Raw genomic sequence first — 25,247 nt, 5'->3', positions numbered from 1 at the left:
ACTGAGGCCCGGTAGCCGCTGCACGGCTTCCACCTGTTTGGATGGCCTGCACTGAAGGATAGTTCGGATTCGGCAAGTTCAAGGGAGGAGAGGTGTTATTGCCGCTGCGTTTCGTCGGAAGGGAGGCTCAAGGCCGCATTATCTGCGGCCTAGGCTGGGGTGATTTTTTTAGGCGGGATCGCCTTGTTCAGTCTCTTGCGGAAACGCTTGTCGCCAAAGCTCGAATCCGCCGTCAAGGCTGTAGACGTCTGAAAAACCCTGGCCTACCAGATAGGCGGCTGCGCTCTGGCTGGAGTTGCCGTGGTAGCAGACGACTATCAGCGGTTGGTCGAGATCAGCGGTAGCGATGAAGTCTGGCAAGGATTGGTTGTCCAGATGTGTCGAGCCGGTGACGTGACCATTGGCGAAGCTGTTCGGGTCGCGGATGTCGACGATCACGCCGCCTTCGCTGCGCAGCGACTGCGCCTGCTCGGGTGAAATACGTTTGAACTCGGTCATGGCTTGGCCTCACAGTCGCAGCTGTACAGTTCGTTGCTGTCCACATTCATCAGTGTCATGGAATTGCCCCATACGCAGCCGGTATCCAGCGCGTAGACGTTCGGCTCGTCGCAATTGCCTTCCAGCGCGGCCCAGTGGCCGAAAATGATCTTTTCGCCGCGGGTTTTGCGAGTGGGGTGGCTGAACCAGGGCGCGAACCCGGCGGGTGCTGAGTCGAGGCCTTCTTTGGCTTCGAGATCGAGGGTGCCGTCAGCTTTGCAGAAGCGCATCCGGGTGAAATAGTTGGTGATCAGACGCAACCTAGGGATGCCGTGCAGCTCCTTGCTCCACTTGGCCGGCTGGTTACCGTACATGCCGTCGAGGAAGGGTTGCAGCATGGCGTCATCGCGAAGCGCCTGTTCGACCTCGGCCGCACGGCGCAGGGATTTGCTTAGTGTCCATTGCGGTGGGATGCCGGCATGAACCATGGTGACCTGGCGTTCGGCATCGTGGTGGACCAGTTTCTGCTGACGCAGCCAGAAGATCAGGTCGGCTCGGTCGGGCGCATCGAGGATCGGCTGAAGCGTGTCGGACTTCTTCAGCCGCTCGACCTTGTGCGTGACGGCCAACAGATGCAAGTCATGATTACCCAGAACGGTGACACCCGAACTGCCCAGGTCTCGCGCGAAGCGCAATGCTTCCAGCGATTGTGGGCCGCGGTTGACCAAGTCGCCAGCCAGCCACAGGCAGTCGCGTGATGGGCTGAAGTCAACTTGCTTGAGAAGGCAGAGCAAGGGTTCGAGGCAACCTTGCAGGTCGCCGACAGCATAGGTAGTCAATGCAGGGCTCCCGGTACGGCCAGCCGAAACGGCGCGATCGTGGCATCGAAGCGGTGCCCGTCCTCGGCAAGCATTTGATAACTGCCCTGCATTGTGCCGACGCGTGAGGCCATCAGCGTGGCGCTGGTGTAGACATGGCGATGGCCGGGGGCTAGTACCGGCTGCTCACCCACCACGCCTTCGCCGCGCACTTCCTGCACCTGACCGTCTCCATCAGTGATGATCCAGTGGCGTGACAGCAACTGCGCTGTGAGCTCGCCCTTGTTTTCGATGGTTACGGTGTAGGCAAAGGCAAAACGGTTTTGGTCTGGCTGTGACTGGTCTGCGAGGTAGGCCGGGCGGACATTGACGTCGATCCGGTAGCGGAGGTCTTCAGGCATGGTGTGCTCCTTCGCGTAGGTCGCTTTCAGCCGCGGGCAAATAATTGATCCGATAGTCTTACGAACGCGGCGAGGTCCAGCTGTTCCGGGCGCAGGCTGCCATCGACGTCGGCGGCGGCGATCGCATCTGCGTCCAGTAGCCCCTTGAGGGTGTTGCGCAGCGTTTTGCGGCGCTGATTGAAGGCCTGACGAACCACGGTCTCCAGCTGCCGGTGATCGCGCGCCGGGTGCGGCAACACTTCATGCGGGACCAGGCGCACGATGGCCGAGTCGACTTTCGGCGCCGGGTTGAAAGCGCCAGGGCCTACGTTGAACAGATGTTCGACGCGGCAGTGGTACTGCACCATGATCGACAGCCGCCCCCAGTCGCCACCACCTGGCTCTGCGGCGAGGCGCTCGACCACTTCCTTCTGCAACATGAAGTGCATGTCGCGGATCAGGCTGGCGTGATCGAGCAGGTGAAAGATCAGCGGCGTTGAGATGTTGTACGGCAGGTTGCCAACGATGCGCAGGCTGTTTGGCTCCGAGCTTAGCTGGGCAAAGTCGAATTTCAGCGCATCGCCCTGGTTCAGGGCGAAGTTCTCGCGGTCGGCGAATTTCTGTTGCAGGATCGGAATCAGGTCCAGGTCCAGCTCGACCACGTCTAGGTGCGCGCCGCTGTCCAGCAGGCCTTCGGTCAGTGCGCCCTGGCCCGGGCCGATCTCTACTATCCGCTCGCCCGGCTTGGCATGAATGGAGCGCAGGATGCGATGGATAACGCCCGCATCGTGAAGGAAATTCTGGCCGAAACGCTTGCGCGCGCGGTGTTGGTAGTTCTCGGACATATACAGCAGTCTCAGGAGCAGCTGGAAGCGTGAGGCTTGCAGCTGGGAGCGAAAAGGCCCGCAGTTTAGCAGCTGCGGTAGCTGAGGCGAGTGCCCCCGCCGCGGGCCATTGCGGTTCGGAGGCGCGCTGGAAAGTCCGGAAGCGGTTTTTTGTCGACTCGATACCGCTGTTCCGGCCGCTGCGGCCGCCACGCCGATCTGTTTCAGGTGTATGCCTTACGCCCGAACAGGGTGTGCTGCGTGCTGCTTTTAGCTGCCGCTCATCTCATACGCCGTTTCCAGCGCGACTTGCAGGCTGCCGGTGTCGATTCGGCCAGTGCCTGCAAGGTCCAGCGCGGTGCCGTGATCGACCGAGGTGCGTACGATCGGCAGCCCCAGCGTGACGTTGACGGCTGCGCCAAAGCCCTTGTACTTGAGCACTGGCAGCCCCTGATCGTGGTACATCGCCAGCACCGCGTCGCAGTGTTCGAGGTGTTTGGGCGTGAACACTGTATCAGCCGGTAGCGGGCCGATCAGGTCGAGCCCGTCGCGTCGCAGGATTTCCAACGTTGGCTCGATGACCTCGATTTCCTCGCGGCCCAAATGTCCGCCCTCACCAGCATGTGGGTTGAGACCACAGACCAGAATCCGGGGATGGGCAATGCCGAATTTTGCTACCAGGTCGTTGTGCAATATGCGCGTCACACGCTGCAGCCGCTCGGCAGTGATGGCCGCCGGCACCTCCTTGATCGGCAGATGGGTGGTGACCAGTGCAACCCGTAACCCACGTGTGGCTAGCATCATGACGACCTGCTCTGTGCCGGTCAGCTCCGCGAGAAACTCGGTGTGTCCTGAAAACGAGATGCCTGCCTCGTTGATGACGCCCTTGTGCACCGGCGCAGTGATCATGCCGGCAAAGCTGCCATCAAGGCATCCGTTACCGGCACGTGTCAGCGTCGCTAGCACATAGTCTGCGTTCGCCGGGTTGAGCTGGCCGCTTATGGCCGGCGCAGCGAGCGGCGTGTCCCAGACATACAGGCTATTGGCGGTTGCCGGCTGGTTCGGCCAGCTGCCCGGGGCAACGTCGATCAGGGTGATGTCCAGTCCAAGCTCGGCTGCTCGGGCGCGTAGCAGCTCGGCACTGGCGATGGCGACCAAGGCGTGAGGGTGGCTGTCGCGTGCGAGCAGCAAACAGAGGTCCGGACCAATACCGGCGGGCTCGCCGGGCGTCAGGGCGAAACGTTTGGTGGTCATCTCTAGGCCTTTGGGCTGATGAAATGAAGCGGGCCGGCCGATTGGCCGGCCCGCTGAGGCGTCGCTGACGAACATGTCACCGCGAAATCAGAGCTTGATCTCAACGTAGGCTTCGTCGCGAATCTGGCGCAGCCAGTTCTGCAGCTCTTCTTCGTACTTACGGTTGCGCAGCAAAGACAGGGCCTGTTGCTCGCGGAACTCTTCGCTGGCATCTGTGGCGCGGCGTCCGAGCACTTCTAGGATGTGCCAGCCATACGGCGTCTTGAAGGGTTCGGACAGCTGCCCACTGGCGGTGTTGGCCATGACTTCCCGGAACTCCGGAACCAGCGAGCTGGGGTCGATCCAGTTGAGGTCTCCGCCATTCAGCGCCGAGCCTGGGTCTTCGGAGAAGTTCTTCGCCAGATCGGCAAAGCTCTCGCCGGCCTGGATGCGGTCACGCAGTCGCTGGATCAGACGTCGACTTTCTTCTTCGCTGCGGATTTGACTCGGCTTGATCAGAATGTGGCGAACATGGACCTCGTCACGTACCTGAGTATCACCGCCCCGCTTGTCGAGCACTTTTAGCAGAATGAAGCCCGGCGGGGTACGCACCGGCCGGGTGACGTCGCCGACCGACATGCTGCTGACCTCGGTATCGAATGGCGGTGGCAGCTGAGCGGCCTTGCGCCAGCCCATATCGCCGCCTTCCAGTGCGTTTTCACTGGCCGAACGCGAGACAGCCAGTTTGGCGAAGTCGGCGCCTTGCTGAAGTTGCTGGTAGGTATCCATCGCAGTTTTTTCAGCCGCCTGGATCGTCGCCGAATCAGCTGACTCCGGCACCGGGATTAGGATATTGGCCAGTCGGTATTCTTCTGACAGCTGCAGTTTGCCGAGGTCTGAAGCCAAGAAGTTCTCCACCTCTTGGTTCGATACCTGAATACGCTCTGCAATCCGGCGCTGGCGCACCCGGCTGATGACCATTTCGCGGCGAATCTGCTCACGAGCGGTGTCGAGGCTCAGGCCGTCACGCTCGAGGGCCGCGCGAAACTGGTCCAGGGTCATGTTGTTGCGCTGGGCGATGGTGCTCATCGCCTGGTTCAGCTCTTCATCGGAGATACGGATGCCCGAACGTTCACCGATCTGCAGTTGTAGATTTTCGGTGATCAGCCGTTCCAGCACCTGTTGTTGCATAACGTCCGCAGGCGGCATTTCCGCGCCGCGTTTCTCGATGGTCTGCTGCACTTCGCGGGTCCGTTGGTCCAGCTGGCTTTGCATGATCACGTCGTTGTCCACGATCGCGACGATACGGTCGAGCTGTCGAACTTCGGCCGACGCGTACAGCGCAGCAGTTGCGCTGCCCAGCAATAGGGCGCCCGCCAGCAGGGGGCGCAGACAATCAGAAAGCTTGATCTTCACGTTCACGGTAACCTTGTATGCCTTCGTCGAGGAATGTCTCGGTCGAGCTGCCGAACAGGCCGCCGAGTCCCTTGAGGACGATTTGCAGGAAGATGCCGTTGTCCGGCTCATCGTTCTGCGATGGGTTGAGACTGGTTTCGTCGTAATCGATCCAGTAGCGGTTGATCAGACGCAGCTTCCAGCAGCAGCTGTCGTACTCGAAGCCACCAAAGGCCTCCAGTGTCCGATTGCGACTGTAGTCGTGCTGCCAGCGTGCGATCACGCTCCACTGCGGCAGGATCGGCCAGATAGTGGAGATATCGTGCTGGTTGATCTTGTAGTAATCCTCGATGTACTCAGGCGTACCCGGCTCGCCGAAGTCGCTGCCAGACGTCCATTGGCCAGTGGCCTGGTCGAATCGCACCGTGTCGTTGCGATAGCGGTAGCCGAAGTTGACGATCTTTCGCGGGTTGTCAGCCGGCTGGTAGTGGAACATGGCGCTGCCGGACTGCGTCTGGCTTTGGTCCGGATCCCAGTTGAACGTCGAGGTGAAGCGCCAGTCGCGGTTGTAGCGATACATGTACTCGAGGGCGTAGGGCGATACGTCAGAAGACGAGCCTGGACGATCCTTAAGATCAGGTAGCTGCACTTCGCGATCGCGGAAGTAGATGATCTGGCCAACGCTCAAGCGCTGACGCTCCATTCCGTTCGGCTCGATCCAGCGACTTGTAACGCCCAGCGAAAGCTGATTGGCATCGCCGATGCGATCCTTGCCGGAGAAGCGGTTTTCACGCCACAGCGAGGAGTAGCTGAAGGTGTTTTCACCGGTATCGAACACAGGAATATCATCCTGGTCTTCTTCCGGTACGTACAGGTAGAACATCCGTGGTTCGAGGGTCTGACGGTAATCCTTGCCGAACCACTGAGTGTCGCGGTCGAAATACAGGCCGCTGTCGACGCTGAAGATCGGTACGCTGCGATCAGGCGAGTCGTTGAAGTCGCTCACCTGGCGACGGCCGGTATTGTCCAGCGTCAGGTCGTACTTGGTGTGCGCGTATTTCAGCGATGGCCGGACGAAGCCCCAGCTCCAATCGAGCGGCAGGCTGACGCCGGGCTCAATGTGGAGACGCTCGCCCTCGGCACGGTTCAGTCCGGCAAGCCGCGCGTCATACCACAGCTGCTCCGGCGTGCCCGTGTTGCCATCCTGATCCGTGAAATAACCACTGCGCAGGCTGCGCTGGAAACTGACGAATTCGGTGTCGTAGGCAAAACGCAGGCCGCCTGGCTGGAACGGCAATGCGCCGTTTAACGTCAGCTGCGGCAGGCGCTCGTAGGGTGTGATGTCGGCAATGGTTGCACGCTCGTAAGCGTGCACGTTCAGCTGAGCCGTGTAGGACGGCGCGCGGTAAGTCAGGGTGCCGCGCTGATCTAGGTGATCCGGCTGATCGATGCCCAGCTGGGTATCCAGGTCCTGGAAATAGTAGGGATCGCTGATGTCGGTGTAGTCGACCTCTGCCAGCCAGCGCGTGTCCAGGCCGGTACGGTGTTGCCAGCTGTACATCCAGCGCTGGTCCTCGTACTCAGACTGCAGCTTGCGCTCGTCGTTGCTGTCATCCAGGTAGGCGGCGCCAAACTGGCCTTCGCTGCGACGGGTCAGGTAACGGAACTCACCTTCCATTAGCAAGCCGCGATCGGTCATGTAATTGGGGTAGAGCGTGGCGTCGAAATTCGGCGCCAGATTGAAATAGTACGGTGTGATCAGCGACAAACCCGTATCGCTGGATGAACTGATGCTTGGCGCCAGGAAGCCGGACTGGCGGCGGTCATCGATCGGGAAATAGATGTAAGGCGTATAGAACACCGGCACACCCTTGACCCGCAGCGTGACGTTGGTCGCCGAGCCGAAGCCGGTGGCCGGGTTGAGGGTGACGTTGTTGCCTTGCAGATACCAGTCGTTATCGCCGGGTTCGCAGCGGGTATAAGTCCCGTCCTTGAGGCGGATGATCGCGTCCTCGGTACGCTTGGCATAGAGTGCACTGCCGCGGACCTTACCTTCGTGAACCACGTATTCGGCGTTTTCGACCTGCGCTTCACCTGTGTCGAGGAACAGTTCAGCGCGGTCACCGACCATCAGTGCGCCGCCGTCACGCAGACGGACATTGCCTTTCAGCTCGCCGCGGTTCTCCAGCTGGTACAGGCTCGCCTCGTCGGCTTCGGCCTGGATGCTGCCCTGGCGAAGTACCACGTCGCCGGCCAGCGTGGCGATTTCCTGCTGCTGCTCGTAACGGGTTGCTTTGGCCGATACGTAGGTCGGTGCCTCGCTCATCGGCGTGTCGTCGAACTGACCGGGGCGGTTTGGTTCAACATAGGTACCGGCACAGTACGGACCTGTCTCGGCCAGCTGTGCATTGGTCAGCTGATCGCGCGGCACCCAGTCCAGATGACTGTAATCGGCACTGCGCGAGGTCAGTGCCCGGCCCTTGCTTTCGGTGACCAGTTTTGTGGTGGCCGCCTGGCGCTCGGCTTTGCTGGCGCTGGGCTTAGCGCTAGTGGTCTCGCCAGCAGACGTGCCACGATGAGTCGGACGTGGTGGCAGGGTCGGGCTGGCGGCATCCGCTGCGCAATTCCAACCCCCGCCGGCGCCTGGTTGGCAGGCGAACTGTTCGGCTGCGATAACCATGGGCGCCGTTACAGGTTGCAGTGCGAGCAAGCCGCCAGTTACCAATAGAGGGAATTTTTTACGAAAAGCGGGATATTTGACTGCCATCTTGTTTTTTGGTCCGTGCTTGCGGCGAGCCATCGGCCGGGCTGGGCCGCACGCCTCTCGATGGGCTGAAAGTCGGGTAGCCCCGTTCCGTTAACCGGAATCGGGGCCCCCTAAGAACCGTACGTGCGCCTTTCAGCGCATACGGCTCAAGCCTTAAACAAAGCCTCCGAAGAGGCCGGTTTGCACACTGTCAAACCACGAGCATGAAGTTGTTGGTGGCAAATGGGGTGCAATAGTACCCGGTTCCCCAAGGAGTCTCCACCGCCTTGTGAACGGTAGATAACGTGATGGTCGTGCCATCCGGTCTCTTTGGTAATCGGTTGATTGCAAAGCAAACACAGTCCCTTTTGACTCTGGAACAGGCTGGTCACTTGCTTACGGTATTTCAGCTTTTTCAGCATCCGCTCCATTCGCAGTTTCTCGCCCATTTCTTCCATTGAAAGATCGAAGGGGTTGTAGTCCCCGCTCACCTTCTTGTGCCGCTCGATCGGTGTGCTCGCAAGCGAGTACAACGCGATCTCCCGTTTTGTCCCACCTTCGTCTAGTACCGTGGTGGCGAACATCCAATTTCTATCACCGACGGCCCGGAAATACCTCTTCCTGATCCATTCCAATGACTTGTTCGGATGTCGCCGTTTAGCCCAACGCCAGAGCTTCAAAAACACTTTGCTATCCATGCGGCTGTACGCCTGCTTGGCCACCACTGGCTGGTGATACAACGCCCAGCCTCGCAAGATAGGATTCAACAATCGGATTAAATCCTCCTGCCTTGCCGTCTTGCGAGTGTCGATGACTTCCTTCACCTTGCCGTAGAACGCCTTGACGTTCTTCTTGCTCGGCTTGATCAGGAGCTTCCCGCTGTACTTGCGGAAGTTCCATCCCAGAAAGTCGAAGCCTTGGTCGATATGGACGATCTGCGTTTTCTCAGGTGACAACCGCAGCCCGCGTTCCGCCAGGAACTGCTCTACCCAAGGTTTGATCTCGTTTTCCAGAATCTCCGGAGAGTTACCAGTTATCACGAAATCGTCCGCATAGCGCACCACGTTGACCTTCAGCTTCTTGGCCCTTGTCACGCCCAGATATTGCTTGAGCTGTGATTCCAAGCCATCGAGCACCATATTTGCCAATGTCGGCGAGATGATCCCGCCTTGTGGCGTACCGGCATCCGTTGCCTGTAGCTGGCCCTTGTTAATCACGCCAGCCTTCAACCATTTCCGAAGAACCACCTTGTCCGTAGGGACGTTGGCGATCAACCAGTCATGGTTGATGTGGTCGAAGCAGCCGAGTATGTCCGCCTCCAGAATCCATTGGACCGAAGCCTTCTTGGACAGGCAGACGAACAGCTGCCCCATCGCATCCGCCGTCGAGCGTTCGATCCTGAAGCCGTAGCTGTTCGGATCGCCCTTGGTTTCTGCAATGGGCGCCAGTGCCAGCAGATACAACGCCTGCATAGCTCTATCGGTCATGGTCGGGATGCCCAACGGGCGTTCCCTTCCATTGGACTTCGGAATGAACACACGCCGTAAGGGCCGTGGTTGATATCCCCGCCGCTTCAACCCATTTGCCGCTTTCCATTTGGCGTCGGGTGTATCCCAGAGCACGCGGTCGACTCCCGCCGTGCGCTTACCCTGGTTTTCAGTGACTCTCCGTACGGCCAGATGTCTGGCCGACTTCGAGCGGGTCAGCATTCTCTGCAGGGCTTTCACCCTGCGCCATTTGCCTTCCCGACAAGCCTTCGCAATCCGTATCTGCATTCCCCGGACATTCCGCTGAACCCGACACCAGTCGATGTCGTGCCACTGCTGCGGAGTGCCGGAAAGCGCAGACTCGGCCTGTTGGCTGAGCTCTTTCATGCTGCTTTCCTCTCAAGATGGTTGAACCACCCCGAGCGGAAGACACACGCCGGTCCCTGACGGGGAGCGCATATCCCGCCAGGGTTGGTTTGGTAAGACTCGATGGAGCCGAGCCTGAAGTTCGTTGAGATTAGGGTCAGTCAGACGTCATGCGACGAAAGACCACGCAGAAGTCTGCCCGGTTTCCCGTGGGGAGATGTTTCAACCCCTATCCGAACCATTACAGTCCGGCATTCGCTTTCTCTGCGATCCCATACCCGCACCGCCAACAGCTCACCTTGCGGCTCACCTGCCACGAGGGCAGCGATACGGGCTTACCACGTTCCCTATCTGTCACACGACTGGGTTAGGACCTGCCTTTTCACCGGAGGCGGTAATGGCGACGTATCCCCACATCCCACGGAGATAACCGGCCTCGTACCTTTTGGTTCATGCCTATCAGCAGCTTTGGCACGTTTATCCTTACGGTGTTTATCAGCAGTTCACTTGTGTTGTCCGTGCCAGCCAGCCTAGCGCCTCAACCCGATACTGCTCCGAGCATCCACGGCTTGCCTCACGGCAGAACCGCGCCCTTGCGGGGGCTACATTGTCGGGAAAGCTTCATACCCCACCGTTGCCAGTGACGCATGTTTCCCTAGGCTACCGTTGGTCGCACAACGAGTCCGCTACCATTCCCAATGAGGAGTGATTGGACAATGACAGATAGAGCTTTCGCTCATATCTCCGGTGCAGGGGCAAGAACTGCGGAAGCAGCTTGCTCAGGTGGGTATTCCTCCTCATTTAAGGCAGGAGGAACCCCAGCGGGAGTTCTCCCCGCGTGGGTATAGGTACTACAGCCGAAGCTAGAAGTGCTTTTGTCTAAAGTTATTTATCTCGCGCTTGATATCAGGCAGCAAGGCGTAGAGGCCTGTGCCGCCCATTGAAACGAAAATCAGAGCAAGAATGATCAAACCAGACGTTTGCTGATCCATTTCGACCTCCTACAAGTAGGCATCCATCATTTATTTCAATGACCGCTCATGCTTCCGGACGCTCAACGAGCTTAGGTTGAGTCAGTCGCCGCTGCGACCCGTAGCATTTCAGACTCTGCTACGTGGGTATGTTTTGTTTCCCAGAATTAGGCTCTGAGCATTGGAATCCTTGCGGAATCCGCCGAGATGACACGACACCTCGGACCCGGAGACACGCTACGCGTGTCGCACAAGATGCTGGATAATAAAGCATGACCCGCTTATCGGCTAGCGCCGTGGAGAGCCCCTGATATGCCGCAACATGATCAACGTCTGCTGGACCTCAACGCCTGGCTGGAGCCCCATCTACAGGCGCTTTTCGCTCGTCGCGGCTGGGGCGACGTGCCCGAGGTGTCGCTGGTTGCTGCCAGTAGTGACGCCAGCTTTCGTCGTTACTTCCGTTGGGAGGCAGGGCAGCACAGCTTTATCCTGATGGACGCACCACCGCCTCAGGAGAACTGCCAGCCGTTCGTGAGCATCGCGGCAATACTGGCCGAGGCTGGCGTGCATGTGCCCGAAATCCTCGCGGCCGACCTCGAGCGGGGCTTCTTGCTGCTCAGCGATCTGGGTCGGCAGACCTACCTGGACGTAATCGACGGCGAGAATGCTGACGCGCTCTTTGCTGACGCCATTTCGGCACTGCTGACGTTCCAGGCCAACGCCGACCAAGCAGTACTGCCTTCCTATGACGAAGCCCTGCTGCGCCGAGAGCTGCAGCTATTCCCTGAGTGGTATGTGCAAAGGCATCTGGGCCACAGCTTCACTGCGGATGAGCAGCGGCTGTGGGATCAAACCTGCCGTGTGCTGATCGACTCGGCGCTGGCCCAGCCAACAGTGCTGGTGCACCGCGACTATATGCCACGCAACTTGATGCTCAGCGAGCCGAACCCCGGCGTACTGGATTTTCAGGACGCTGTGATTGGCCCGGTCACCTACGACATCACCTCGCTGTTCAAGGATGCCTTTCTCAGTTGGCCGGAAGGGCGAGTGCTTGGCTGGCTGCAGGGTTACTGGGATTCCGCGCGTGCACGGGGGATACCGGTGCAGGAGAGCTTCGCCGAGTTTCATCGCGCCAGCGATCTGATGGGCCTGCAGCGCCACCTCAAGGTCATCGGTATCTTTGCGCGAATCTGTCACCGTGACGGCAAGCCACGCTACCTGGCCGACGTGCCGCGCTTTTTCGCTTATCTCGACATCGTGCTGGAGCGCCGCCCTGAACTGGCCGATCTCAAGCGGCTGCTGCAAGGGTTGCCGCAGGAGCCCGTTGCATCATGAAGGCGATGATCTTGGCGGCCGGAAAGGGCGAGCGCCTCCGGCCCCTGACCTTGCACACACCCAAACCGCTGGTCCGCGCGGGCGGAGTGCCGCTGATCGAGTACCACATCCGGGCGCTGGCCAAGGCCGGTATCGACGAGCTGGTGATCAATCACGCCTGGTTGGGTGAACAGATCGAGGCGTACCTCGGTGACGGTCGGCGTTTGGGCGTCTGCATCCAGTACTCAGCCGAGGGCGAGCCACTGGAGACCGGCGGGGGGATTCATCGCGCTTTACCGCTGCTGGGGGCGGAGCCTTTTATCGTGGTCAATGGCGATATCTGGACCGACTATGACTTTGGTGCGCTGAAGCGGCCACTCGAAGGCTTGGCGCATTTGGTGCTGGTGGACAATCCAGCACATAACCTCAAAGGTGATTTCAGCTTGATCGACGGCTGCATTGGCGACGGGGACACTGCGACGCTGACCTACAGCGGCATCGCCGTACTCAGCCCACAATTGTTTAGCGGGTGCAGTGCCGGTGCGTTCAAGCTTGCGCCACTGCTGCGCCAGGCGATGGCCGTTGGCAAGCTGAGCGGTGAGCATTATCGCGGACGCTGGATTGACGTTGGGACGCATGAGCGTCTGGCTGAAGTCGAACGCACGCTCGAGGCACAGCGCTGAATGTTCTGGCCAATCACGTTGCTAGGCGCACTTGCAGGGTGGCTGCTGGCGAGCATTCCGGGCGCCCTGTTGGGTGCACTGATCGGGCAGGTGCTGGACCGTCGCTTCGGGCTCGACTCCTGGGCGAGTGTTCGCCAACTGCTATCAAGGGCCAAACCGTTGATGCAGGGCAGCGACTTGCTGTTTTTCCTGCTCGGACGCTTGGCGAAAAGCAGCGGGCGTATCAGCGAGGCTCACATCCAGGCCGCCCGCAGTGAGATGCGTCGGCTGCAGTTGAACGCTCCTCAACAACGCATGGCAATTGACGCCTTTTACCGTGGCAAATCTAGTGGGGACGGGCTACGCGAGCCCTTGCAGCGATTAAGGGGGCGGCAGGATGAAGCGAAGGCGCTCCTGCAAGCCTGCTGGCGCATGGCCAGGGCCCAGGGGCAGATCGATGCGCGTGAGCATGAGTTGATCATGCTCTGGGGAAAGTGGATGGGCTGGGATTCGGTGGCCGTGGCGGCGCTGGACCAGCAAGGGGGGCGCCGCCAGGGCGCGCCGAGCAATCCCGGTGGGGCCTACGAGCAGGCATTGCGGTTGCTGGGAGTCCGCGCCGACAGCGAGCCGCAGGCAATCAAAAGGGCCTATCGGCGCCTGCTCAGCAAGCACCACCCGGACAAGCAGGCCGGTGCCGGCGCAACCGCCATCGAGGTGCGCGAGGCAACCGAGCGGACCCGCGAACTGCACCATGCCTACGGTTTGATTCGCGAGCGGCGGGGCTTTCGTTAGTGCGAGCCGGTCGGCGCTTATATTTCTCGCTTGAGCCAGCCGCGGACTCGCCGAACGAGCACTTCCTGATCGGAGGGGCGATCGCCGGTCTGTTGGGGTAAGCCGACTTGGCGATAGGCCGGGTGCTGGATTCGGCGGCTGGCGTTCAGTCGCTCGCGAGCTGTCTGTTGCTCGCTCCCTGCGTCCTTGTAATAGAAGTCGCCGGTGGCCAGCTTGAGGGTCGGCACCAGCTGCGCAAGCGGCTCGTCCTGTCCTTCCGGTTGGCGCGGCTGGATCACCAGCAGATGCCTGACATCCGCTGGCGCCTGTTGCTGAAGATAGCGGGCCGCCCAATAGCCGCCTGTACCCTGGCCTAGCAGCACAATCGCTGCGGGTTGTTTGCTGCGGGCGAAGGCCAGGGCTGCCTCGATGCGTGCAGCGATCTGCTCGGCCTGCTCAGGCTCGGGCGCGGCCGTTTCGGCCGGATCTGGCGCGTCGCCGTCGTCGGCTGCCGGTTCGTCAGGCACTGCTGCGGCTTCTTCAGGCAAATATCCGGCTTCGCTTGGCGGCGTGTCTTCGGTGGGCTGTTCGGGCTCGGGTTCGTCGGCCGGTTGTTCGGGCGCTTGCTCATTGACTGGCGGTAACAGCAAGCCCGGCGAGTCCGGAAGGCTCAGGCTCAGGGTGTGCCAACCGTGGTCCGGCAGGCCACGACGCAGCGGGCCGATGCCGCGCGGCCAGTTGGTGCTTTCGCCCTCGCCAGGCAACAGAACGATGACACCCTTGGGCTCAGCCACATTGGCGGGGCGCCAGAGCGCAACGAAGTCGTCCTTGTCCGCGTTCAGGCTGATGAACTCGCTGGGCGGCAGTTGGCGCAACAGGTCAGCGGCCATGGTCGCGCTGCGAGAGGGCAGCGGCGGGCGATCGATAGCCACCGGAGCCGGCGTGGCTTCCGGTTCGGCAGGCTCCTCAACGGCGTTGACCAAAGAACTGGTGACGATGGTGAACAAGGCGACCGCCAAACCAGTTGAAACGCGAGCTCGAACCATGGGCTTTCCTGATAGACGCCGGCCTGGCGCTGCCGTGGTGCTGGCGCAGGCGGTGCAGATGCACTACAAAAGCGTTTTCGGCACGAATGCCGATCTCGTGAGGCTTATGGTGTCATTTCTGCTGCGTTGTTGCTGCCTGTTGCTTGCGCTGAACGCGATGACCGTACAGGCCTCGAGCGTGCCGCTGAGCGATGCGCAACAGGAGTGGCTGGCGGCACACCAGCAGTGGCGTGTGGGTGTCGTGATGGCGCCGCCTTACGCCGAGTATGACCAGCGCCAGCGTCGCCTGTCCGGCTTCCACGTGCAGTTCATTGAGCGGCTGGCCGCCAGCCTCGGCGTCACCCTGCAATGGCATCGATTCGTCGACGAGGCAGCATTGACTGATGCCATGCGCGCCAACGAGATCGACCTCGCGCCAGGGCTGCGACAGACTCGGGAAGGGCTGCGCATCTGGCGCTACAGCGATCCGTTTCTGAGAGTACCAAGGTTGATTATCGGCGACATAAACGGCCCCCGTGCGATCGATCTAGAGCGTCTGGACAGCAATGATGTGATCGCCCTGGAGGGGCCCGGCGCGGTGGCCGACTACATGCGCAGCAACTACCCGAGCCAGCCGGTGCTGGAAGTCGGTAGCCAGTTCGAGGCACTTCGTCAGTTGCTTGAGGCACGCGTGCGTTTCGCAGTGGTTGATGAGCCGCTCTACGGCCGGCTCTCGCAGCGGGCCGAATACGCATCGCTGGATGTCGTTGGTGATCTGGGCAATCCATTGTTGCTGCGCATTGGTTCCCGCCGCGACAGCCCGGTGATGAGCGCGGTCATCGATCAGGCGTTGCGCAACTTTCCCGCTCGTGAGTTCAGTCAGTTGCAGGAGCACTGGCTGAAATCGCGCAGCATCGACCAATCCCGCCGCATCAGTTACTGGCGCAGCCTCAGCCTACTGTTGACGTTGATGCTGGTGGCTACCGTGACCATGCTGGTCTGGCAGCGCCGCCAGCAGGGGCTTCTGGAGAGCCGGTTGAAATCGGCGCGGCGAGACATCGAGGCGCGCGCCGCGGCCGAAGAGGCGCAGCGGTTGACTCAGTTCTGCCTCGATCACAGTACGGTCGGCATTCTCTGGTTGAACTGGGACAGCCATGTTCGATATGCCAACCAGGCTGCCGTCGAACTGCTCGGGTATGCCTCGGACAGTCTTCTCGACCAGCCCTTGCAAGCGCTGGAACCGGGAATGAGCATGGACGACTGGCTGCAGCTCTGGCGTGACGCCCGCAGCGGTGTGGAGGACCACCGGGTTCACGAATGTGAATGGCAGCGTGCCGACGGCAGCCGGTTCCCCGCCGCAGTGACCCTGAGCTTCCTGCGATTCGGCAGTAAGGAATACCTGGTCGTGTTCCTCGCTGACATCACCGAGCGCCGCCGCGCCAGTGCCGCGCTGCAGGAAAGCGAGGTGCGCCTTAAGGCCATGGCCGGCAACGTCCCTGGACTGGTGTTCCGCCTCGAACGGCAGGACGCCGGTGCGCCGGTCAGCATCGCCTACATCAGCGAGGCCAGCGAGCGCCTGGTTGGCTACTCGGCTGAGCTGTTGTTGCAGCCCGGACGCGGTATCCGCAGCCTGGTCCATCCCGATGACGAGCCGGGTTACTGGAGCAGCCAGCAGCAAGCCCTGGACAGCATGAGCGACTGGTACTGGCAGGGGCGGATCCTGACTCGTTCCGGCGAGATTCGCTGGGCCGATATCCGTGCGTCGGTACGGGGCCAGCTGGAGGGTCGGCAGGTCTGGGACGGTATCGTCTGGGATATCACTGACAACAAGCGGATTGAGCTGGAGCTGGACGCCTCGCGTGCGCAGTTGCGCAAGCTGGCGGCGCACGTCGAGACCGTGCGCGAGGAGGAAAAAGCCCACATCGCCCGCGAGGTCCATGACGAGCTGGGGCAGATGCTGACGGTACTGAAGTTGGAAATCTCCATGTGCGAGATCAGCTTCGCCGAGCTCGATGCCGGCCTGGCGGCCCGTTTGCAGGGCATGAAGCGGCTGATTGCGCAGCTTTTCCAGCAGGTGCGCGACGTGGCGACCGCCCTGCGCCCGCCGATTCTGGACGCCGGCATCGCATCGGCCATCGACTGGCAGGCGCGGCGCTTCGAGGAGCGCACTGGCATCGCCTGCCTGGTGGAAGTGCCGGAATGCCCGCCGCAACTCGGTAATGCCAAGGCCATCGGCTTGTTTCGCATCCTTCAGGAAGCCCTGACCAATGTCATGCGTCACGCCAATGCACAAACCGTGAGCCTCACCCTGCAGCAGCAAGGGGATATGCTGTGCTTGAGCATCAGCGATGACGGCCAGGGGTTCGTGGTTCAGCAGAGCCGCCAGGGACCCTCATTCGGTCTGGTTGGTATGCACGAGCGAGCGCAGATGCTCGGCGGCACGTTGCTGCTGGAAAGCCAGCCGGGCGAGGGGACCTCGATTCACGTCTCGGTGCCCCTGGATGTCCCAGCCGCGCCTGCGGTTCTGATCAGTACATTGGAGAGCTAGCGCCATGATTAGGGTAATCGTCGCCGAGGATCACACCATCGTTCGCGAGGGCATCAAGCAGCTGATCGGATTGGCCAAGGACATGCAGGTGATCGGTGAGGCGGGTAACGGTCAGCAGCTGCTCGACCAGTTGCGGCTGACGCCTTGCGATGTGGTGCTGCTGGACATCTCCATGCCGGGCATCAACGGACTGGAAGCCATTCCACGGATCCGTGCATTGAGCCAGCCGCCGGCGATCTTGGTCCTGTCGATGCATGACGAGGCACAGATGGCGGCGCGTGCGCTGAAAATCGGCGCTGCCGGTTATGCCACCAAGGACAGCGACCCGGCGCTGTTGCTGACCGCGGTGCGCAAGGTCGCTGCCGGCGGCCGTTATATCGATCCGGAGCTGGCTGATCGAATGGTCTTCGAGGTCGGGCTCACTGATTCCCGGCCACCCCATGCGCTGCTGTCCGAGCGTGAGTACTCGGTTTTCGAGCGCCTGGTACATGGCGACTCGGTCAACGACATCGCCGCCAAGCTTGCGCTCAGCAGCAAGACCATCAGCACGCACAAGGCGCGCCTGATGCAGAAGCTGGTCGCCCACTCAGTGGCCGATCTAGTGCGCTATGCCATGGAGCACAAGTTGGTCTGAGCTCGCCCGACCGCCGCCGTGCACGCCTCAACCCAGTGGACTTTGCGCTATGACAGCTGCTCAGTCAGGCCGCTGGCGCAGCAGCCCTTGTAGGGCGATCCCTACATCGGTCTCTCCGTTTGACTGAGTTCAATCACTCCGCTGCGCTGATGTTCGCGGACTGCGCAGGCTCCTAACCTGTGGTCACGGAACAACGGAACACAGGTGCGGCATGCTCGATTCCCAAGCGAACGAAGTACTGGTCAGCTTTCGTGGCATCCAGAAGAGTTACGACGGCGAAGCGCTGATCGTCAAAGACCTCAACCTGGACATCCGCAAGGGTGAATTCCTCACGCTGCTGGGCCCGTCCGGCTCCGGCAAGACCACCAGCCTGATGATGCTGGCCGGCTTCGAGACGCCGACTGCCGGTGAAATTCTGCTCGGCGGCCGTTCGATCAACAAGCTGCCGCCGCACAAGCGCGACATGGGCATGGTGTTCCAGAACTATGCGCTGTTTCCGCACATGACGGTTTCCGAGAACCTGGCGTTCCCGCTAAGCGTGCGGGGCATGGCCAAGCTCGACATCAAGGAGCGAGTCAAGCGCGCCCTGTCGATGGTGCAGCTCGAAGGCTTCCGTAATCGCTACCCGGCGCAGCTGTCCGGTGGTCAACAGCAGCGTGTGGCCCTGGCCCGTGCCCTGGTGTTCGAACCGCAGCTGGTGTTGATGGATGAACCCCTGGGGGCGCTGGATAAGCAGTTGCGCGAGCAGATGCAGATGGAGATCAAGCACCTGCACCAAAGCCTTGGGGTCACTGTGGTCTACGTCACCCACGATCAGGGCGAGGCGCTGACCATGTCAGATCGGGTCGCGGTATTCCATCAGGGCGAAATTCAGCAGATCGATGAGCCGCGGGCGCTCTACGAGCGGCCAGCGAACACCTTCGTCGCCAACTTTCTCGGCGAGAACAACCGGCTGCCGGCACGCCTGGTCAGCCGTGACGGCGACAACTGCACCGTTGAATTGGGCCGCGGCGAACGGGTCGAGGCCCTTGCGGTGAAGGTCGGTGCGCCGGGTACACCGGTCAACCTGTCGATCCGCCCGGAACGGGTCCGCCTCAACGGCGCCAGCGCCAACTGCCCGAATCGCTTCACCGGGCGGGTGGCCGAATTCGTCTACCTGGGCGATCACATCCGCATCCGCCTCGAGGTCTGTGGCATCAGCGATTTCTTTGTCAAGCAACCAATCGCCGAGTTCGATCCCGCCCTGGCAGTTGGCGATGTCGTGCCGATCGGCTGGCAAGTGGAACACGTCCGTGCGCTGGATCCGCTGCAAGCGGCATAAGCAGGGACGAGCAAGCAAGAAAGCTGTCTTCAACCGCATCATGGAGCGAATAACAATGCTGAACTCTCTGAAACTGACCGCCCTTAGCATCGGACTGGTATGCGCTGCCCAGGCCTCGGCGGAAAACCTCACGGCCGTCACCTTCGGCGGGGCTAACAAGCAGGCCCAGATCAAAGCCTTCAACGAGCCGTTCGAGGCCAAGACCGGCCACAAGATCATCGCCGGCGAGTACAACGGCGAGATGGCTAAGGTGAAGGCCATGGTCGATACCAACAGCGTGTCCTGGCACCTCGTGGAAGTCGAATCACCGGAGCTGTCGCGCGGCTGCGACGAAGGGCTGTTCGAGGAAATCGATCCGTCGGTGGCGGGTAATCCGGATGACTTCATCGAGGGTGCCATACAGCCTTGCGGTGTCGGCTTCTTCGTCTGGTCCACGGTGCTGGCCTACAACGCCGACAAGCTTGCCAGCGCGCCGACTGGCTGGGCGGATTTCTGGGATACCGAGAAATTTCCCGGCAAGCGCGGCCTGCGCAAGGGGGCCAAGTACACCCTTGAATTCGCCTTGATGGCTGATGGGGTTGCGCCGAAAGACGTGTACACAGTCCTGGCGACCAAAGAAGGCCAGGACCGGGCCTTCAAGAAGCTCGACCAGATCAAGCCCAGCATTCAATGGTGGGAAGCCGGCGCGCAGCCACCGCAGTTTCTGGCCTCCGGTGACGTGGTCATGAGCAGCGCCTACAACGGTCGCATCGCCGCGGTGCAGGACGAGAGCAATCTCCAAGTGGTTTGGGACGGTGGCATCTACGACTTCGATTCCTGGGCGATGCCCAAAGGTGCGAAAGATCAGAAGGCGGCGCTTGAATTCGTCAGCTTTACCTTGCAACCGCAGCAGCAGAAAGCCTTCTCAGAAAACATCGCCTACGGGCCGGCGAACAAGAAAGCGGTCGAACTGCTCGATCCCAAGCTGTTGAAGAACATGCCCACGACACCCGAGAACATCGCCAACCAAGTGGCTATGAACGTCACCTTCTGGGCCGACTACGGCGAGCAACTGGAACAGCGCTTCAACGCCTGGGCTGCGCGCTAAGCAAGCCTGGCACCCCCTCGCATGGCCGGCCCTGAGGCGGGCCATGCGCCGCCGGAAACTGAAACTTTGCGGAGTCTGTCATGGCGACTGCCATCTCCTTGCCTGTTCCCGATATCGCCGAGCCCAACCTGAAGCGTCGGCTGGCGCGTGCCGAGCGCATGAACCGGTTGAAATCCAAGGCGCTGATCCTGCCATTGCTGGTGTTCTTGCTGTTGACCTTCGTGCTGCCAATCGCCTCGTTGCTCTGGCGCAGCGTCGACAACCCGGAGGTGGTGGGAAGTCTGCCGCGCACGGTCGAGGCGATCGCGGCCTGGGATGGCCGCGGCCTACCGGAGGAATCGGTATACCGGGCCCTCAGCGAAGACCTGCTCGAGGCGAGGCAGAATCAGTCGCTGGGCGATCTATCCAAACGCTTGAATATGGAGCAGGCCGGTTTCCGCAGCCTGATGACCAAGACGGCCCGCGCGCTCCCATTCAAGGAATTGCCAGCGTCCTATAAGGAAGCGCTCGAGACATTCGATGAGCGCTGGGGCGACCCTGCCTATTGGCAGGTCATCCGTCGTAACGACAGTGCGCTCACACCCTACTACCTGCTGGCTGCCCTCGATCACCGCATCGACGACATGGGCGAGCTGGCACCGGTCTCGCCTGATCAGGCGGTGTACCTGGATATCTTCGCCCGCACGTTCTGGATGGGCCTGGTAATCACGGCGATCTGCCTGGTGCTTGCCTATCCGCTCGCGTATTTGCTGGCCAATCTGCCAGCGCGCAAGAGCAACCTGCTGATGATCATGGTGCTGCTGCCGTTCTGGACCTCCATCCTGGTGCGCGTCGCCGCCTGGATCGTGCTGCTGCAGTCGAGCGGCCTGATCAATGGTGCGCTGTTGAAGATGGGCCTGATCGACGAGCCGCTGCAATTGGTATTCAACCGCGCCGGCGTGTACATCGCCATGGTGCATATCCTGCTGCCATTCATGATCCTGCCGATCTACAGCGTGATGAAGAACATCTCGCCGAGTTACATGCGTGCGGCGATCTCGCTGGGCTGTCATCCCTTCGCCAGCTTCTGGCGGGTGTATTTCCCGCAGACGCTGGCCGGCGTCGGTGCCGGTTGCCTGCTGGTGTTCATCATTTCCATTGGCTACTACATCACGCCGGCGCTGCTCGGCAGCCCCAACGACCAGATGGTCAGCTACTTCGTCGCCTTCTACACCAACACCACCATCAACTGGGGCATGGCGACGGCGCTGGGCGGCCTGCTCTTGCTGGCGACCATGTTGTTGTATGTCGTCTACAGCTGGCTGGTCGGCGCCAGCCGGCTGAGGCTGGGTTGAGCATGACGGCGCTTACCCGGCAATCAAAGCAAACCATTCGTTCATCTGGGCAGGAGACCGTTCCATGCTGAGCCCCTACATGTCGCCCATCGAGCGGGTCTGGTTCTACACGCTGCGCATCCTTTGTGCGCTGGTGCTGCTGTTCCTGATCGTGCCGGTGCTGGTCATCGTGCCGCTGTCTTTCAACTCAGGCTCGTTTCTGGTCTATCCGCTGCAGGGATTCTCCATGCGCTGGTACGAGGCCTTGTTCAGCTCGGCGGACTGGATGCGTTCGCTGAAGAACTCGATGCTCATCGCGCCGGCCGCCACGGCGCTCGCGATGGTTTTCGGCACATTGGCGGCGATCGGCCTGACCCGCGGCGAATTCCGCGGCAAGGCGTTGGTGATGACCTTGCTGATATCGCCGATGGTGGTGCCGGTTGTGATCGTCGGTGTGGCCAGCTACCTGTTCTTCGCCCCGCTGGGCATGGGCAACAGCTACTTGTCGCTGATTCTGGTGCATGCAGTGCTGGGCGTGCCGTTCGTGATCATCACGGTGTCGGCCACGCTGCAGGGGTTCAACCAGAATCTGGTGCGCGCCGCGGCCAGCCTGGGCGCCTCGCCACTGACCGCCTTCTTTCGCGTGACGCTGCCGCTGATCGCGCCGGGAGTGATCAGTGGTGCGCTGTTCGCCTTCGCCACGTCCTTCGACGAAGTGGTGGTGACCTTATTCCTTGCTGGCCCCGAACAGATCACCTTGCCGAGGCAGATGTTCAGCGGCATTCGTGAAAACCTCAGCCCGACCATCGCCGCCGCGGCCACCTTGCTGATTGGCTTCTCTATCGCGCTGCTGCTGACCCTGGAGTGGCTGCGCGGCCGCTCCGAGAAGATGCGTACCCAACAACCCGCCTGATCCGGACGCTTCCATGACCCTGCAACTCGATCACCCCGGCCTGCTTCGCCAGCAGGCCTACCTAGACGGCGTCTGGTGCGATGCCGACGAGGGCGGCCGGACCGCTATCTTCAACCCGGCCACCGGCGAACTCATCGGCGAGGTGCCCAACATGGGGCGCGCCGAAACCTGTCGCGCCATCAATGCCGCACAGGCGGCACAACCGGCCTGGCGGGCGCTGACTGCCAAGGAGCGCGCCGCGCGTCTGCGTCGTTGGTACGGGCTGATGCTGGAAAACCAGGAAGACCTGGCGCGCATCATGACGGCCGAACAAGGCAAACCGCTGGCCGAGGCCCGTGGGGAAGTGGCCTACGCCGCATCCTTTCTCGAATGGTTCGCCGAGGAGGGCAAGCGCCTGTACGGCGACGTGATTCCCGCCCACGCCGGCGACAAGCGCATCCTGGTGCAAAAGGAGCCGGTCGGCGTCACCGCGGCGATTACGCCTTGGAACTTCCCCAGCGCGATGATCACTCGCAAGGTCGGCCCGGCGCTGGCGGCCGGCTGCGCCATGGTGCTCAAGCCGGCGCCGCAAACGCCGTTTTCCGCGCTGGCGCTGGCCGTGCTTGCCGAACGCGCAGGTATCCCGGCTGGATTGTTCAGCGTGGTCACCGCCGACGCCGGCATGTCTCGCGAAGTGGGGGCCGAACTCTGCGAAAACCCTGTCGTGCGCAAGCTGTCGTTCACCGGCTCGACAGCAGTGGGCATCAGGCTGATGCAGCAATGCGCGCCGACGCTAAAGAAGCTCTCGCTGGAGCTGGGAGGCAACGCACCCTTCATCGTGTTCGACGATGCCGATCTGGATGCGGCGGTCGAGGGCGCGATGATCGCCAAATACCGCAACGCCGGGCAGACCTGCGTCTGCGCTAACCGGATATATGTGCACGACAGCATTTACGATGCATTCGCCAACAAGCTTTGCGCTGCAGTTGCACGGCTGAATGTGGGTAACGGCACGGAGGAGGGTGTCACCACCGGCCCGCTGATCGATGCAGCGGCGGTGGCAAAGGTGCAACGTCATCTGCAGGACGCCCTCGACAAGGGCGCCACCCTGCTGGCCGGCGGCAAGCCGCACGCATTGGGCGGCACCTTCTTCGAACCGACTCTTTTGGGCGACGTCACCGCCGAGATGGCCGTCGCGCGCGAAGAAACCTTCGGCCCGCTGGCGCCACTGTTCCGCTTCAGCGACGAGGCAGATGTTATCCGCCAGGCCAACGACACCGAATTTGGCCTCGCTGCCTACTTCTATGCGCGCGACCTGAGCCGCGTGTTCCGCGTCGCCGAGGCGCTGGAGTACGGCATGGTCGGCATCAATACCGGCGTGATCTCCACCGAGGTGGCTCCGTTCGGCGGCATGAAGGCCTCTGGCCTCGGTCGCGAAGGCTCGAAATACGGGCTGGATGAATATGTGGAAATCAAATACCTGTGTTTGGGCGGCATTTGACCAGACGGCACAAAACAGGCGTGCAAAATAATGCACGGAGTTTTACTGTAATCCGGACGCTCCGGATGGCGCGGCAGTCGATCATCGTATGCTGCCGCGCTCACCTCCTGGCGTTCTTTCCGACCCGTGCCGACGATGAGCGGCTACCGAGGAGCTTATGAGCAAGACCAACGAATCCCTGATGCAACGCCGTGTCGCCGCCGTTCCCCGTGGTGTCGGCCAGATCCATCCGATCTTTGCCGATCACGCGAAGAACAGCAGCGTGGTCGACGTCGAAGGTCGCGAGTTCATCGATTTCGCCGGCGGCATTGCTGTGCTGAATACTGGCCACCTACACCCGGAAATCATCAAGGCGGTGGAAGCGCAGTTGCACAAGCTGACCCACACCTGCTTTCAGGTGCTGGCTTACGAGCCCTACGTCGAACTGTGCGAGAAGATCAACGCGCGGGTGCCAGGCGATTTCGCCAAGAAGACGTTGCTGGTCACTACCGGCTCCGAGGCGGTGGAAAACGCCGTGAAGATCGCCCGCGCTGCCACCGGTCGCGCCGGAGTGATCGCCTTCACTGGCGCTTATCACGGCCGCACCATGATGACCCTGGGGCTTACCGGCAAGGTTGCGCCGTACTCCGCTGGAATGGGCCTGATGCCGGGCGGCATCTTCCGCGCGCAGTATCCCTGCGCGATCCATGGCGTCAGTGTCGATGAGTCGATCGCCAGTATCGAACGCATCTTCAAAAACGACGCCGAGCCGCGCGACATTGCCGCGATCATCATCGAGCCGGTGCAGGGCGAGGGCGGCTTCAACGTCGCACCGAAGGACTTCATGGTTCGCCTGCGCGCACTGTGCGACGAGCACGGCATCCTGCTGATTGCCGACGAGGTGCAGACCGGCGCCGGGCGCACCGGCACCTTCTTCGCCATGGAGCAGATGGGTGCGGTTGCCGACCTGACTACCTTTGCCAAGTCCGTTGGCGGCGGCTTCCCGATTGCCGGCGTGTGCGGCAAGGCCGAACTGATGGATGCCATCGCCCCGGGCGGGCTGGGCGGCACCTACGCCGGCAACCCGCTGTCCTGCGCGGCGGCGTTGGCGGTACTGGAAATCTTCGAGGAGGAGAAGCTGCTCGACCGCTGCAAGGCGGTAGCCGAGAAGCTCACCACCGGGCTCAAGGTGATCCAGGCCAAGCACAAGGAGATCGGCGAGGTGCGCGGCCTCGGCGCGATGATCGCCATCGAGCTGTTCGAGGACGGCGACCATGCGCGTCCGGCAGCGGCGCTGACCTCGCAGATTGTTGCCAAGGCACGGGACAAGGGCCTGATCCTGCTGTCCTGCGGCACCTACTACAACGTGCTACGTGTGCTGGTGCCGCTAACTGCCGAGGATGAGCTGCTCGAACGCGGCCTGGCGATCATCGCCGAGTGCTTCGACGAGCTGACCTGATCCACCCGAGGCGCGTCGGCATCCGCAACGGATGTCAGGCGCGC

At 61.5% G+C, this 25,247-nt stretch carries 21 protein-coding genes; 11 read left to right on the top strand and 10 right to left on the bottom strand.

Going from position 1 to position 25,247, the window contains the following annotated elements; all coding sequences use genetic code 11:
- Positions 1 to 168 precede the first annotated feature (168 nt).
- From glpE to ACIGHL_RS12855, 9 genes are all read right to left on the bottom strand, one after another.
- Positions 169 to 498 carry a thiosulfate sulfurtransferase GlpE gene (gene glpE, locus ACIGHL_RS12895; protein WP_045430702.1) on the bottom strand — a complete coding sequence of 110 codons (330 nt, stop codon included), beginning with the start codon at positions 496 to 498 and terminating at the stop codon, positions 169 to 171.
- Positions 495 to 1,316 carry a symmetrical bis(5'-nucleosyl)-tetraphosphatase gene (locus ACIGHL_RS12890; RefSeq protein WP_127838343.1) on the bottom strand — a complete coding sequence of 274 codons (822 nt, stop codon included), beginning with the start codon at positions 1,314 to 1,316 and terminating at the stop codon, positions 495 to 497. Before ACIGHL_RS12890 ends, glpE begins: the two co-directional genes overlap by 4 nt.
- Positions 1,313 to 1,696: a Co2+/Mg2+ efflux facilitator ApaG/CorD gene (apaG, locus tag ACIGHL_RS12885; RefSeq protein WP_046162875.1), complete on the bottom strand. Its 384-nt coding sequence runs from the start codon at positions 1,694 to 1,696 to the stop codon at positions 1,313 to 1,315. Before apaG ends, ACIGHL_RS12890 begins: the two co-directional genes overlap by 4 nt.
- 26 nt (positions 1,697 to 1,722) lie before the next feature.
- Positions 1,723 to 2,520 (bottom strand): 16S rRNA (adenine(1518)-N(6)/adenine(1519)-N(6))-dimethyltransferase RsmA, encoded by a 798-nt coding sequence (gene rsmA / locus ACIGHL_RS12880; RefSeq protein WP_127838344.1) that lies wholly within the window; start codon positions 2,518 to 2,520, stop codon positions 1,723 to 1,725.
- Between the two features lie 249 nt (positions 2,521 to 2,769).
- Positions 2,770 to 3,753, bottom strand: coding sequence for a 4-hydroxythreonine-4-phosphate dehydrogenase PdxA (gene pdxA / locus ACIGHL_RS12875; RefSeq protein ID WP_128120313.1), 984 nt, complete (start codon positions 3,751 to 3,753; stop codon positions 2,770 to 2,772).
- 87 nt (positions 3,754 to 3,840) lie between these two features.
- Positions 3,841 to 5,148, bottom strand: a complete 1,308-nt coding sequence (locus ACIGHL_RS12870; protein ID WP_128120314.1) for a peptidylprolyl isomerase — start codon at positions 5,146 to 5,148, stop codon at positions 3,841 to 3,843.
- Entirely contained in the window at positions 5,129 to 7,894 is a 2,766-nt protein-coding gene (locus tag ACIGHL_RS12865) for an LPS-assembly protein LptD (RefSeq protein WP_128120315.1), read from the bottom strand. The genes ACIGHL_RS12870 and ACIGHL_RS12865 overlap by 20 nt, the downstream gene beginning before the upstream one ends.
- A gap of 146 nt (positions 7,895 to 8,040) precedes the next feature.
- Positions 8,041 to 9,747: a group II intron reverse transcriptase/maturase gene (gene ltrA, locus ACIGHL_RS12860; RefSeq protein WP_128120316.1), complete on the bottom strand. Its 1,707-nt coding sequence runs from the start codon at positions 9,745 to 9,747 to the stop codon at positions 8,041 to 8,043.
- 842 nt (positions 9,748 to 10,589) lie between these two features.
- Complete coding sequence (locus tag ACIGHL_RS12855) at positions 10,590 to 10,718, bottom strand: hypothetical protein (RefSeq protein ID WP_256449908.1); 129 nt, start codon at positions 10,716 to 10,718, stop codon at positions 10,590 to 10,592.
- A 291-nt stretch (positions 10,719 to 11,009) separates the two neighbouring features.
- Here ACIGHL_RS12855 and ACIGHL_RS12850 point away from each other — a divergent pair, with 291 nt between their 5' ends.
- Genes ACIGHL_RS12850 through ACIGHL_RS12840 form a run of 3 tightly spaced genes read left to right on the top strand, consistent with a single transcriptional unit; the run spans position 11,010 to position 13,465 of the window.
- Entirely contained in the window at positions 11,010 to 12,032 is a 1,023-nt protein-coding gene (locus tag ACIGHL_RS12850; protein WP_128120318.1) for an aminoglycoside phosphotransferase family protein, read from the top strand.
- Positions 12,029 to 12,694, top strand: a complete 666-nt coding sequence (gene murU, locus ACIGHL_RS12845; RefSeq protein WP_128120319.1) for an N-acetylmuramate alpha-1-phosphate uridylyltransferase MurU — start codon at positions 12,029 to 12,031, stop codon at positions 12,692 to 12,694. Before ACIGHL_RS12850 ends, murU begins: the two co-directional genes overlap by 4 nt.
- Positions 12,695 to 13,465: a TerB family tellurite resistance protein gene (locus ACIGHL_RS12840; RefSeq protein ID WP_128120320.1), complete on the top strand. Its 771-nt coding sequence runs from the start codon at positions 12,695 to 12,697 to the stop codon at positions 13,463 to 13,465.
- Positions 13,466 to 13,482: 17 nt separating this feature from the next.
- On the opposite strand, the gene ACIGHL_RS12835 is transcribed toward ACIGHL_RS12840, so the two are convergent.
- Entirely contained in the window at positions 13,483 to 14,490 is a 1,008-nt protein-coding gene (locus tag ACIGHL_RS12835; protein WP_128120321.1) for an alpha/beta hydrolase family protein, read from the bottom strand.
- 106 nt (positions 14,491 to 14,596) lie between these two features.
- Here ACIGHL_RS12835 and ACIGHL_RS12830 point away from each other — a divergent pair, with 106 nt between their 5' ends.
- The 8 genes from ACIGHL_RS12830 to gabT all read left to right on the top strand — a co-directional run bounded on the left by ACIGHL_RS12830 (position 14,597) and on the right by gabT (position 25,203).
- The gene (locus tag ACIGHL_RS12830; RefSeq protein ID WP_128120348.1) at positions 14,597 to 17,017 is read left to right on the top strand and encodes a PAS domain-containing sensor histidine kinase; all 2,421 of its coding nucleotides are present in this window, start codon (positions 14,597 to 14,599) and stop codon (positions 17,015 to 17,017) included.
- Positions 17,018 to 17,021: 4 nt separating this feature from the next.
- Positions 17,022 to 17,651, top strand: a complete 630-nt coding sequence (locus ACIGHL_RS12825) for a response regulator (protein WP_046162870.1) — start codon at positions 17,022 to 17,024, stop codon at positions 17,649 to 17,651.
- Between the two features lie 211 nt (positions 17,652 to 17,862).
- Positions 17,863 to 18,972 (top strand): ABC transporter ATP-binding protein, encoded by a 1,110-nt coding sequence (locus tag ACIGHL_RS12820; protein ID WP_216706987.1) that lies wholly within the window; start codon positions 17,863 to 17,865, stop codon positions 18,970 to 18,972.
- Positions 18,973 to 19,027: 55 nt separating this feature from the next.
- Positions 19,028 to 20,059, top strand: a complete 1,032-nt coding sequence (locus ACIGHL_RS12815; protein ID WP_127838351.1) for an ABC transporter substrate-binding protein — start codon at positions 19,028 to 19,030, stop codon at positions 20,057 to 20,059.
- Positions 20,060 to 20,139: 80 nt separating this feature from the next.
- Positions 20,140 to 21,393, top strand: a complete 1,254-nt coding sequence (locus ACIGHL_RS12810) for an ABC transporter permease (protein ID WP_128120322.1) — start codon at positions 20,140 to 20,142, stop codon at positions 21,391 to 21,393.
- Positions 21,394 to 21,457: 64 nt separating this feature from the next.
- Positions 21,458 to 22,285: an ABC transporter permease gene (locus ACIGHL_RS12805; RefSeq protein WP_128120323.1), complete on the top strand. Its 828-nt coding sequence runs from the start codon at positions 21,458 to 21,460 to the stop codon at positions 22,283 to 22,285.
- Between the two features lie 13 nt (positions 22,286 to 22,298).
- Positions 22,299 to 23,765 (top strand): NADP-dependent succinate-semialdehyde dehydrogenase, encoded by a 1,467-nt coding sequence (gabD, locus tag ACIGHL_RS12800; protein ID WP_128120324.1) that lies wholly within the window; start codon positions 22,299 to 22,301, stop codon positions 23,763 to 23,765.
- 157 nt (positions 23,766 to 23,922) lie between these two features.
- Complete coding sequence (gabT, locus tag ACIGHL_RS12795; protein WP_128120325.1) at positions 23,923 to 25,203, top strand: 4-aminobutyrate--2-oxoglutarate transaminase; 1,281 nt, start codon at positions 23,923 to 23,925, stop codon at positions 25,201 to 25,203.
- The last annotated feature ends 44 nt before the right edge of the window (positions 25,204 to 25,247 follow it).

This window comes from Pseudomonas sp. NPDC077451, assembly GCF_044543345.1.
Classification (GTDB): Bacteria; Pseudomonadota; Gammaproteobacteria; order Pseudomonadales; family Pseudomonadaceae; genus Stutzerimonas.
This window is presented reverse-complemented; position numbering and strand designations above follow the sequence as displayed.